Raw genomic sequence first — 11,878 nt, 5'->3', positions numbered from 1 at the left:
CGCGAAGTCTTGGGATTCTACCTTCGCGGCCTATGCAAACCGACCGCTTCCTGCGACTTTTGATGTAAACGGCTGCAACTTATACCGCTAATGGGTATAATTGGCGGACTGCATAACGGAAGTATTGATAGAGGTAAGAATGGAAAAAGGCAACGTTAAAGCACTTCTTCCCATCGGAGTGTTCCTTGTTCTGTATCTGGGCTTCGGCATTCTGTTCGAGTACGTGCTGAAGATCCCGATGGGCTTCTATAACATCCCCATCGTCGTCGTGTTCCTGGTCGCGCTGTGTGTGGCGTGCTTCCAGAACCGCGGCATGTCATTCGACGACAAGCTCGTGTCGATGGGCAAGGGCATTGGCGATAAGACCATCGTCACCATGATCCTCATCTTCATGGCTGCCGGCGTGTTCGTGGGCACCGTGGGCCGCAACAGCGCCGAAAGCGTTGCGTACCTGCTGCTCACCATCATCCCGCCCGAGTTCGCCGTGGCGGTCCTGTTCGTGGTCAGCTGCTTCGTATCCATCTCCATGGGCACGTCGGTGGGCACCATCACCCTGATCACGCCCATCGCCGTGGCGGTTTCCACCGCGTCCGGCTTCAACCTGCCGCTGTGCGTGGCTTCCGTCATGGGCGGCGCCATGTTCGGCGACAACCTGTCGTTCATCTCCGACACCACCATCGCCGCATGCCAGGGCCAGGGGTGCGAGATGAAGGACAAGTTCCGCGAGAACTTCAAGATCGCGTTGCCGGCCGCACTGGTCACGCTGGTCATCATTCTGATCATGTCCTTTAACGCCGACATCTCCGGCAGCGTGAGCAACGACTACGAGCTCATCGAGCTCATCCCGTACCTCATCGTCCTCATCGGCGGCATCGTGGGTGTGAACGTGTTCGTCGTGCTGCTTCTGGGCATCGTCTCAGGCGCTCTCATCGTCATGGGCACGGGCGCCGTCGCTCCCACCGACCTGCTTGCCAACATGGGCTCCGGCGCCGCCGGCATGTTCGAAACCACCATGGTGGCCGTGCTGGTATCCGCCATCTGTGCGCTGATCCGCGACTACGGCGGATTCGTCGCGCTGCTCAACGGCATCAAGAGAGTGTTCAAGGGCCGCAAGGGCGGCCAGTTCGGCATGGGCCTGCTGGTCGTGGCCATGGACATCGCAACCGCCAACAACACGGTAGCCATCGTCATGGCCAACCCCATCGCAGCTGAGATGGCCAAGGACTACGGCATCTCCAAGCGCAAGACCGCTTCTATTCTGGACACCTTCTCCTGCGTCGCCCAGGGAATCATTCCTTACGGCGCGCAGATGCTGGTCGCAATCTCCGCAGCCACCGAACTGGGCTACGCGGTTTCGGCCTTCGACATCATCCCGTGCCTGTTCTATCCGTTCATGCTGCTTATCAGCTCGCTGGTCTTCATTTTCCTGGTTCCGGCCAAGGAGCCGAAGGCCGCAGATCAGCAGGCATAACCGCGCAGCGCTGCGCATAGCACAGCCCTAAAGGCGTCCCTGACAGGGACGCCTTTTCAACGCTCGAGGAGTCACCGTGGACAACACCAAGCACGCCCCAGCCAAAAAACGCGACGGGTTCCGCTCCCGCTGGGGATTCATCCTGGCCTGCATCGGCAGCGCCGTGGGCATGGGCAACATCTGGCTGTTCCCGACCCGCATTTCCGCGTACGGGGGAGCGACGTTTCTCATCCCGTACCTGATATTCGTGGTGCTTATCGCCTCCACGGGCGTCATCGGCGAGATGTGCTTCGGCCGCGCCACCCGCCAAGGGCCCGTGGGCGCTTTCGGCCAGGCTACGCTGGAGCGGTTCGGCACACGGTCCTACGGCATGGCGGCGGGCCTGTTCCCGGTGGCGAACTCCTTGGCCATGGCCATCGGCTACTCGGTCATCGTGGGCTGGATCTGCAAGTACACCTTCGACGCATTCGCCGGCATCTACGCGGGCATGTCGGGCGCCGATGCGTTCGGCGCCGCATTCGGCGAGGTGGCTGCCGGAAACGCCCTTTGGCAGACCGTGGGAATGGTGGCCTGCATCGCCATTTTGGTGTTCGGCATCGGCGGCGGCATCGAGAAGGCCAACAAGGTCATGATGCCCCTGTTCTTCCTGCTGTTCGTAGGTTTGGCTGTGTACGTGGCCACGCTTCCTGGAGCCATGGAAGGCTACAAGTACATCTTCCTGCTGAAGCCGGAAGGCCTGACCGACCCTATGGTCTGGGTGTATGCGCTGGGCCAGGCGTTCTTCTCACTGTCCATCGCGGGATGCGGCACGCTCATCTACGGGTCGTATCTGGGGGAAGACGTCGACGTGCCCGGCAGCGCCGCCATGGTGGCGCTCTTCGACACGCTGGCGGCTCTGTTGGCCTCGCTGGTCATCATCCCCGTCATGGCGGTGGCGGGTCAGCAGCTGGAAAGCGGCGGCCCGGGGCTGCTTTTCATCTATCTGCCCACACTGTTCGCGGAAATGCCGGGCGGCCGCATCTTCATGATCGTGTTCTTCGTGGCGGTGCTGTTCGGCGGCCTGTCGTCCCTCATCAACCTCTTCGAGGCGCCCATCGCGTCGCTGCAAGAGTTCTTCGGCATGTCCCGACGTGTGTCCTGCCTGGTCATCGGCCTGGTGGGTTTGGTCGTGGGCCTGCTTATCCAGCTCATTGTGGCGCAGTGGATGGACGTGTGCTCCGTGTACTTCTGTCCGATAGGCGCCTTCCTGGCGGCGGTGATGTTCTTCTGGGTCATGGGCCGCGAACGGGTGGAAGACGAAGTGAACAAGGGCCGCACCGCCCCGGTGGGAGCCTGGTTCTTCCCTCTGGCCAAGTACGTGTTTTGCGGCGTGACCATCGTCGTGCTGGTGGCAGGTGTCGTGTTCGGCGGCATCGGCTAGGCTGCACCTTCGGGTCTTGAGTCTTTTGTTGACGGTTGGGCATCGCGCCTGAGTTCCGCGTGCAACGCACCACGGGGCGTGGTAAGGTGTCCGACGAAACACGAGACTTGTGTCCGGCGGCAGACCGGACGAAAGGGGATACCCATGGCCCAAACCGATCCGACGCTGACGCGTCGCACCCTTCATTATTATTGGCAGGCAACCCGCAACCACCTGGGGCTGTTTATCGCGATGGTGTGTTCCACCATCGGCTTCGGCGTGCTGCTCACTTATGGCAACCCGTTCATGATGAGCCTCATCGTGGACCGGGTGAGCGCCGGACCAGTGGCAGCCGACCAGGTGTTCCAGGTATTCTGGCCCTATATTGTTGCGCTTATCGCCATCAACCTTCTGGGTCAGGCGTCCAGCAAGCTTCAGGACTACACGCTCTGGAAGCTCGAAATCGCCGTGTCCTACGACTTGGCCACGCAGGCCTTCGACGCGCTGAGCAACCAATCGATGACGTTCCATTCCAACCGTTTCGGCGGCACACTGGTCAGCCAGACCACGAAGTACATGAACGCGTACTCGCAGTTGGTGGAAACGCTCACGTTCCCGTTTTTGCCTGTGCTGGAATCGGTGGTCATGGTGTGCATCATCCTGCTGCCTAGGGTGCCTGTCTACGTGGCCATCCTCATGGCGATGCTCGTGGTGTACGCGTTCATCAGCTACCGCATGTACAAGCGCATCCTGCGGTTGAACGAACAGGCCGCAGGCGCGCAGAACAACCTGTCCGGCGAGCTTTCCGACAGCGTGACGAACATCCTCGCCGTCAAGACCTACGGCCGCGAGGATTACGAACGCGCTCTGTTCGACCAGGCGAACCGCGAAGTGGTGGCACGCGACAGCAAGCGTATGATGGCCAGCCTGGCCCGCGGCGTCATTACGGCATGCATCGCGCTGTGCATCATGTCGATGGTCACCGTGTTCATCGCGGGCGGCAACGCCTGGTTCGGCATCACCCCGGGCACGCTGGTGCTCATGTTCACCTACACCTACACCATCACGAACCAGTTCAATTTCATCAACAGCGGCCTGCAGCGTCTGAACCGCGCATTCGGCGACGCAGCCGGCATGACTACGGTGCTGGACGAGCCGCGCCTGGTGGCCGACGCAGAAGATGCGCAGCCCCTGGTGGTGACCGAGGGCCGTATCGAGTTCAAAGACCTTGACTTCTGGTATACCGACGGCGACGTGAAGACCCAGGTGTTCGACAAGTTCAACATGACCATCGAGCCGGGCGAACGCATCGGCCTGGTGGGTATGAGCGGTGCCGGCAAAAGCACGCTGACCAAACTGCTGCTCCGCCTGTCCGACATCCAGGAGGGCGAGATCCTGGTGGACGGCCAGAACGTGGCCGAAACCACCCAGCAGAGCCTGCGCCGACAGATTGCCTATGTTCCCCAGGAGGCGCTGCTGTTCCACAGAACCATCGCTGAGAACATAGCCTACGGCAAGCCCGACGCCACCATGGAGGAGATCCGCGAGGCCGCGCGTCAGGCGAACGCCTTGGAGTTCATCGAGAAGCTGCCCGAAGGGTTTGAGACCGTCACCGGCGAGCGCGGCATCAAGCTGTCCGGCGGCCAGCGCCAGCGCATCGCCATCGCCCGCGCAATGCTGGCGGATTGCCCCATCCTGGTTCTTGACGAGGCCACAAGCGCCCTTGACTCCGAAAGCGAGCGCTTGGTCCAGGATGCGTTGGCGCGGCTTATGGCGGGACGCACGGCCATCGTCGTGGCGCACCGATTGTCCACGGTTGCCAGCCTCGACCGCATCGTCGTGCTGCGCGATGGTAAAATCGCAGAGGACGGTCCGCACGAGGAACTTATCCAGGCGGGTGGCGAATACGCCTACCTGTGGGGTCGTCAGACGGGTGCTTATTTGGAAAGCTAGGAGTTGCCATGAACCTGCAAGAAGCCGAGGCGTTCTTCAAGAGCTACTACGGAAGCACGTATCTGATGGATGCGGAAAGCCATGCCGTCTACGACGCCTATGAGGAATTGGGCGTGTCGGCCGAGCAGGAGGACCTCTGGCGTGCCGAACTCGCCGACGACCTGCTGTCCAAGATGATGGGCGACCCTGACAACGCGGGAAGTCGCGTGGCGGCGATCGTCGATGTGGTGGGCGATATGCGCACGGGGTTCGTTGACCCCATGAAGGCCCTTTCTGACAAGCTGGAATGGATGCTGACCTGCAACGCGCTCAACCATCGGCAGCGCATTCTCGTGCTGGAGGCCATGGCAGGTTCCGGTCGTGAGGACGGCGGCATCCGCCTGGCCATGAAGGCTCCCATGCTGCGCGACCGCTACAAGCGCCTGGTCGTCGCCTTGGCGGATTTCAACTGCGAACCTTCCGACAGCGGAAACGTTCCTGGCTGGACCAATGCGTCCGCCCGCTACGACAACGCGGTTGCTGCCTGCAGGCTGGCCTTCAAGCGGTTCGCCTAAAGACGCTCAAAAGAAACGGCCCCGACAATTTTGCCGGGGCCGTTTTTTACGTCAAGAGGGAGTTACTCGTGGCGGGAGATGAAGTTCTCCACCGCTTCGAAGTATTCCTTGGCGTGGGTGGCGTTGCCGATGTGCGCCGCGCCCTGGACCAGCACCCACTCGGTGCCTGCGGGCATGGCGTCATAGCATTCCTTGATCAGGTACGGGGTGGCCTCGTCGTTGGTGCCGGACAGCAGCATGGTGGGCACCTTGATGTCTTTGACCTGGTCCTTGATGTAGAAGTCCTTCATCTTGCCGGTCATGACGAACTCGCTGGAACCCTGCATGACGCCGAAGCATTCGCCCACGTTCTCAGGTTTGAAGGCCTCCTGAACATAGTCGGGCCAGGGGTCGCAGCCCACCACGTGGCGGCGGTAGTACTCCATGTAGGCGGCTTCGCGCTCAGGCGTGTTGTACAGGCCGCCTTCGGCCTCGGCGTCGGCGATGGCCTGCTGCATCTCCTCGGGCAGGTACATGATCAGGCGATTCGCCTCGGACAGCCAGGTGTGGTTGTCGACAGGCGAGCCGTTGACAACCATGGAGGCCACGCCACGGTCGTCCTTGATCATGCACATCATGGCCAGCATGCCGCCCCAGCTGTTGCCGAACAGATGGAAGTCGTCCAGACCCAGAGCGTCGATCACGGTGTAATATTCGTCGATCCACAGGTCGTAGTTATAGAAGTCGTCCTCCTGGTGCGGGATGTTGGACTTGCCGCAGCCGATCTGGTCGTAGAAGATGATCTGGCGGTCGTACAAATCTGCCATGTCGCGGTAGTTGAGCAGGTACAGATGCGTGTCGCCTGGGCCACCGTGCAGGATGAGCAGGGGTTTCTTGCCGTTGTCCTTGCGCTCGCCATAGATCTCGTAGTAGGTTTTGAAGCCCTTGTAATCCACGTATCCCGACTTCATCTCGGCCATGTTGGCTCCTTCCGATGGGTTTTGGAGGGCGCCGTCGGGTAGGCCGCGGCGCCGTTGCTTCAAGAATCATACTCTTGTCTGCGATATGGAGCAATTCGAAGGAAACGCTTGTGGCCAAAGTGCGGTTTGAAGTCGGATCGGCTGGGTTTTCAGCATGCGGTGCGCACGCGGTGCCGGGGATGCGCCGGCTGAGGGGGCAGGCGTGCTTGTCCGGTCGATTCTCTGGCGCGGTGCCCAGGATTCCCGTAGCTTTCTTCCGTGCGCTAGGCGTCGAATTCGCCGTATTCGCAGCCCACGTTTTCCGCCAGGATCTCGTCGATCAGGGTGAGCACGCCGTGCTTTTTGCTGTACAGGCGCAGCAGGCCTTCGCCGTTGCCGCCGTTCCACAGTCGGTTGTAGCGCTTCGACCCGTCGGGCGCTTCGTAGTCGATCAGCAGCATATCCGCCTTCGAGCAGCGTATATCCGTTTCCAGACGCGCCGTATGCGTGTCCTGGACTACGTGCCACACGACGTCCTCGTCGGTCTCGCGGCAGTCGAATTCCGTCGTGCTGCCCGTCCAGGCCTTGCTGAAATTGAACTCGTAGGTCTTGCCTTCGTAGACGATGCTGCCGAGCAGCTTGTGGGGCAGGGCCATGGCGTACACCTTGGGCCTGCCGCCGCCGATGTCGAAGGCGCTGTTTTCGAGCGACTTGCCGGTTAACGTGCTGGTCAGGTGGCTGGAGGCGAGCCACACCCACGGGCTCGTGAAATTCTTGCCCCAGTTCTTATCCGCGTATCCGTAGCTTGTGGGGCCGTCCACCGTGTAGGTGCGCCCATCGAGCCTAACCGTGCCGTTGACCAGGGTCTTCATGCCTTCAACGTGCCAATACATCTCGAAGGCCTCGGCTTGGCGCATGGGTGCGGAGGCTCCGTAACCCACGTTGAAGGCGATTTGCTTGTCCAACAGCAGGTTCCATTCCATGGTGCCCGCATCGCTCATCCATTCGGGATGGGCGGCGGCGTCCTCGCAGCTCACGGAGACGCTGCCGCGAAGGACGTTTTCGCTGGCATAGCAGTCGCCGGCCTTGACGGAAAACGGCACGCCGCCTTTGACCGTCGCTTGATTCCATCCGAAGAAACGATGCATCTGGCGGGCGTCCTTGCCCCAGCAGCCCGCCTTCACCATGACGTAGCTCGGCTTGATGCCGGCCGCCTTGTTTTCAGGCAGCTGGCCGAAAACGGGCTCGTCGCCTCCCAAGGCGGGGTTGCAGGCGAATACCTCGATGAAGAACGGCTTCTCTTCGCCGGTCTGCGCATCGCGGCCTGTGAACGAATGCCACCACCAGTCGTAACCTTGGCGGGCCAACCCTCCGGTGAGCATGAACTGGTTGCGGGCTATATCGTGGGTGTTCGAATCCATGGGTCTTCCCTCACTTCTATCGAAGGGGCAGGGTTTTTCAGCAAGTATAGCCGCATTCTCCGGACTACGCCCGTCGAAACCACCATAAGTCCTCTGATACCTGCTGCAAGGTTCGGCCGGGCCGCAAGGCGCGTGAAGGTTTGCGACTCCATCGGATGGAAGGCGCCGTAGCAGCAAAACACTGCGCCGCCACGCCTAGCTCGCGTGAAATTCAGCGACGGTGCAGTCGGTCCACTGGTCTCCCGGAAACACCTCGTTGATCGTTAAGCGCACGAACGTCGTTTTCACGGGCTTGTCCAGGTCAAGTGTGATTTCCTGACCCATGATGTCTTCAATCTCCACATCGATGCTTGTGCCGTCGCTGAAACTGACGGTGACGTTTTTCGGGCGGCAGTTGTTGTTGTAGACCAACTCGGATTTGGGATATCCGGGCACGAATCTGACCTGCGTGCACACCTGCTCGGTGTCAGCGTAGATCTCGATCCATTCGCCTTCGCCGTTGTTGGACTCGTTGCCCTCGTTCCAAGCGGTGGCCATGTCGTTGTCGACGGCGTTGTTCACGCCGTAATAGGAGTTGTATTCGTCGGGTGGCAGTTCGGAGGACGCCCGCACGTGGTCGAACACGGCGGGAACGGAGGCGTCGAGGGCCTCTTCCTTTGCGGCATCCGTGTTTGCGGGGTCTGCCTGGGGTTCTTCTTCGGAATCGGCCGTGGCATCAGCCGCGCCGTCGGAATCGGCCGTTGCATCGGATGCGTCTTCGGTCTCGGCGTCGTCCTTGTCGGCTTTATGGGCGACGGCCGGCTCGGATTTCGCATCGGGCTCATCGTGCGCCCAAGGTTGGATTATGGCGAGGGTGGCCGCAACGGCTGCCACGATAATGACCGCTGCCGCAACGGCTGCGACCAGCGTCTTGTTGGGCCCCTTTGCCGTCGGCTGCGTCGGGGGAGCGGCCACCGGCGCGTCCAGATAGTGCCCGCAGGAGGTGCAGAACGGCATGCCGTCGGCAACGGCCGCATGGCAGTTGGGGCAGATGCGCTGCTGCGTGGAGGGCTTCCGAACTTCGGTCTGCGTGTTTGCGGACGCGACGGGTGCTCCGCACGAGGTGCAGAAGTTGCGCCCCTCTTGAACGGGGGCACCGCAGGAGGTGCAGAATTGCTGGCTCATGGCAGCCCTTTCGTTTCGGTGCATGTCGGCGCGTCGGACGCCGAGGCTGCGTTCATTGTACCTGTTCGTACTCCGTTGGCTGACGACGAGGCATTTTCCGTAGGGGAATCGGCTCGAGCGTTTACAATGCAGGTATGCCGCATTCGCGCGTTTGGGTGCGTATTTCCGAGTGTTGCCCTGTCTGCGTTTGGAGGAAGCCGTATGCCTGCACCGTCTGGAAGGGGGCCGGGAGGTCCCGGCGCCGTGTTTCTGACCGAAGAGGAGAAGAGAAACCAGCCGAAGCTCACCTGGCCGCTGATTAAGCGCGTCTTCTCGTATTTCGGGCCGTACAAATGGCGTCTTGCGCTCATCCTGGTCTGCATCATCGCGTCGTCGGTACTGTCGCTTCTGCCTACCATTCTGACGGGCAAGATCATCGACGACGGCCTTATCGGTCGCAACCTCGCCGTGCTGGTACAGCTCATCCTGCTGTCCTTCGGCGTTACCGTGGTGGCGCAGCTCATCGGCGTGGCGGAAAGCTACCTCAACTCGTGGGTGTCGCAGCACATCGGCTACGACATGCGCAACGCCATGTACCGCCATCTGCAGACCATGTCGCAGCGGTTCTTCACCACCAACAACCAGGGCGACATCATCACACGCATGACCAGTGACATCGCCGGTGCCGAATCGGTCATTTCCAGCAACCTGTCAAGTGTGCTGTCCAACACCATCACGCTCATCGTGGCCATGGTGGCCATGTTCTCCAAAAACTGGATCCTTGCGCTGGTCAGCATCGCGCTCATCCCGCTGTTCGTCATCCCCACGCGCCGTGCCGGCCGCGTGCGTTGGAACCTGACGAGCCAGGCCCAGGAGTGCAACGACCAGATCAACGGCATCCTCAACGAGACCCTGTCCGTGTCGGGCCAAACCTTGGTGAAGCTGTTCGGCGCCGAGGACCGCGAGTACGAGCGCTACGAGGCGGCCAACAAGAAGATGATCGGCCTGAACATTAAGGAGAGCATGGCCGGCCGCTGGTTCTTCGTCACCATGCACACCATTTCGAGCGTGGGTCCCATGCTGCTCTACCTGGGCGGCGGCATCCTCATGATGCGGTACGACTCGTCGCTCACCGTCGGCGACATCACCGTCATGGTGACGCTGCTCGGCCGCATGTACGGGCCGGTGAATTCGCTGCTGAACATCCAGGTCAACTGGGTGCGCTCCATGGCCATGTTCACCCGCATCTTTGAATACTTCGACATGAAGCCCGAGGTCGAGAACGCTCCCGACGCCATCGTTCCCGACCATGCCGAAGGGTCCGTGGCATTTGAGCACGTGGATTTCGCCTACGACCCCGAGCGGCAGATTCTGCACGATGTCAGCTTCACGCTGGACAAGGGGAAGAGCATCGCGCTGGTGGGTCCGTCGGGCAGCGGCAAGAGCACCATCGTGAACCTGATACCGCGCCTATATGATGTGGCCGCCGGCTCCGTCAAGTTCGACGGCGTGGACGTGCGTCAGCTGGACCTGCATTTCCTTAGGGCCAACGTGGGCGTGGTGACGCAGGAGACGTACCTGTTCAACGGCACGATTCGCGACAACCTGCTGTATGTGAAGCCCGACGCCACCGAAGAGGAGCTCCTCGAGGTGTGCGACAAGGCCAACATCCTCGAGTTCATACAGCGCCAGGAACATGGCCTGGACACCATGGTAGGCAACCGCGGGCTGAAGCTTTCCGGCGGCGAGAAACAGCGCATATCCATCGCACGCGTGCTGCTGAAGGACCCGGCGCTGCTCATCTTCGACGAGGCCACCAGCGCTTTGGACTCGATTTCCGAGGCGAAGATCCAGGACGCCATAAACTCGCTGGTGCAGACCCACACGTCTATTCTGATCGCGCATCGCCTGTCCACCATTCTGGCGGCCGACGAGATCCTGGTCATCAAGGACGGTCATGTGGTGGAGCGTGGCCAGCATGCGGATCTGGTCAAAACGGGCGGCGTGTATTCGCAGCTCTACGATACCCAGTTCAAGGGCGCGACGGTGCCCGACCTCGGTAAGCCCGCATTCGAGCCGCCCGCCGAGGATGAGTTTGCCTACGAGCCCATGTTCGGGCGCGACTTCGATGCGATGTACGAGGGCGCCGACCCCGATCTGGCGCTGCGCTTGCAGGAAAGCGAACGGGAGCGCCGCGTGATCGGACGGCTCTACGAGAACGATCCCTATCTGGAACTGGCCAGCTATTTCGGGCCGCCGTTCTGCTTCACGCGCAAGTAGGTACCGAATCGAATGCTGCGATCCGGGTGCGGCGGCTTCGTTAGCGGTGTCGAATGCTGTTCTTAGGAGCGCATGAGGCCCTGGATGTACTCGATTAGCGCGTCCATCTTGGCGTCGAAGCCCTGGCCGTTGCGCAAGGTGACAAGCCTGGGGTGCGCCGACCAGCTGGCGGCATGCCGGGCGTCGACGGCGGCAGCCTGGGCCAGGGTTTCGCGGCGGGCGGCATTGCCTGTGGTCTCGTAGTGATCTTCTGCTCCGATTGCGCATGTTACCAGGTGAAACACAACATCGTAGCGCAGCAGGGCGCTTTCGGGCGTCATCCCGTACGTGGCCAAGGCCTGCCGGTATTCGGCCGGGGCAAGATACGCATCGCTGTCGGGGACTCCTCGGTCGAATACGACGACCGTGTCGGAGTCCGATTGTCTCGCAAGCTCAAGAGCGTCCTGCTCGCGCACGAGCTGCCGCTCGATCACGCGGCACTGGAACGCGTACTGCTCGCCGCAGGACTCCCTGGTCACACCCGCTTTGATGAGCGCCGTGGCGGACTCTTCGACGAAAACGACCTGCCAGCCTGCGGGCCACGCATGTGCGTGCAGGAGGCGCTCGGCCGTCGACTTACCGCCGCAGGGACCGCCCGTCAGCACGACGGTGATGATGCGTGGCGTCCGCTTCATGCAGCTCCTTGTCCTTCGATTTTGAAACCCTGCCTATCTTAAGGC

9 protein-coding genes are annotated in these 11,878 nt (G+C 61.4%); 5 read left to right on the top strand and 4 right to left on the bottom strand.

Annotation, left to right across the window (positions count from 1 at the left end):
• The first annotated feature begins 139 nt into the window (after window positions 1-139).
• The 4 genes from SHEL_RS08050 to SHEL_RS08035 all read left to right on the top strand — a co-directional run bounded on the left by SHEL_RS08050 (window position 140) and on the right by SHEL_RS08035 (window position 5,377).
• The gene (locus tag SHEL_RS08050) at window positions 140-1,471 is read left to right on the top strand and encodes a Na+/H+ antiporter NhaC family protein (RefSeq protein WP_012798769.1); all 1,332 of its coding nucleotides are present in this window, start codon (window positions 140-142) and stop codon (window positions 1,469-1,471) included.
• A 76-nt stretch (window positions 1,472-1,547) separates the two neighbouring features.
• Entirely contained in the window at window positions 1,548-2,891 is a 1,344-nt protein-coding gene (locus tag SHEL_RS08045) for a sodium-dependent transporter (protein WP_012798768.1), read from the top strand.
• A 144-nt stretch (window positions 2,892-3,035) separates the two neighbouring features.
• On the top strand, window positions 3,036-4,823 hold the full coding sequence (locus SHEL_RS08040; RefSeq protein WP_012798767.1) for an ABC transporter ATP-binding protein: 1,788 nt from the start codon (window positions 3,036-3,038) through the stop codon (window positions 4,821-4,823).
• Window positions 4,824-4,831: 8 nt separating this feature from the next.
• The gene (locus SHEL_RS08035) at window positions 4,832-5,377 is read left to right on the top strand and encodes a hypothetical protein (RefSeq protein ID WP_012798766.1); all 546 of its coding nucleotides are present in this window, start codon (window positions 4,832-4,834) and stop codon (window positions 5,375-5,377) included.
• A gap of 62 nt (window positions 5,378-5,439) precedes the next feature.
• On the opposite strand, the gene SHEL_RS08030 is transcribed toward SHEL_RS08035, so the two are convergent.
• The 3 genes from SHEL_RS08030 to SHEL_RS08020 all read right to left on the bottom strand — a co-directional run bounded on the left by SHEL_RS08030 (window position 5,440) and on the right by SHEL_RS08020 (window position 8,900).
• Window positions 5,440-6,336 (bottom strand): proline iminopeptidase-family hydrolase, encoded by an 897-nt coding sequence (locus SHEL_RS08030; RefSeq protein WP_012798765.1) that lies wholly within the window; start codon window positions 6,334-6,336, stop codon window positions 5,440-5,442.
• 263 nt (window positions 6,337-6,599) lie between these two features.
• Entirely contained in the window at window positions 6,600-7,736 is a 1,137-nt protein-coding gene (locus SHEL_RS15380) for a tocopherol cyclase family protein (RefSeq protein WP_012798764.1), read from the bottom strand.
• Window positions 7,737-7,931: 195 nt separating this feature from the next.
• The gene (locus tag SHEL_RS08020; RefSeq protein WP_012798763.1) at window positions 7,932-8,900 is read right to left on the bottom strand and encodes an NADase-type glycan-binding domain-containing protein; all 969 of its coding nucleotides are present in this window, start codon (window positions 8,898-8,900) and stop codon (window positions 7,932-7,934) included.
• Window positions 8,901-9,101: 201 nt separating this feature from the next.
• Between SHEL_RS08020 and SHEL_RS08015 the strand changes: the two genes are divergently transcribed.
• Window positions 9,102-11,159, top strand: a complete 2,058-nt coding sequence (locus SHEL_RS08015; protein WP_050749560.1) for an ABC transporter ATP-binding protein — start codon at window positions 9,102-9,104, stop codon at window positions 11,157-11,159.
• A gap of 62 nt (window positions 11,160-11,221) precedes the next feature.
• On the opposite strand, the gene SHEL_RS08010 is transcribed toward SHEL_RS08015, so the two are convergent.
• The gene (locus SHEL_RS08010; RefSeq protein WP_012798761.1) at window positions 11,222-11,833 is read right to left on the bottom strand and encodes an ATP/GTP-binding protein; all 612 of its coding nucleotides are present in this window, start codon (window positions 11,831-11,833) and stop codon (window positions 11,222-11,224) included.
• Window positions 11,834-11,878: the final 45 nt, after the last annotated feature.

The organism is Slackia heliotrinireducens DSM 20476 (assembly GCF_000023885.1).
Taxonomy (GTDB): domain Bacteria; phylum Actinomycetota; class Coriobacteriia; order Coriobacteriales; family Eggerthellaceae; genus Slackia; species Slackia heliotrinireducens.
This window is presented reverse-complemented; position numbering and strand designations above follow the sequence as displayed.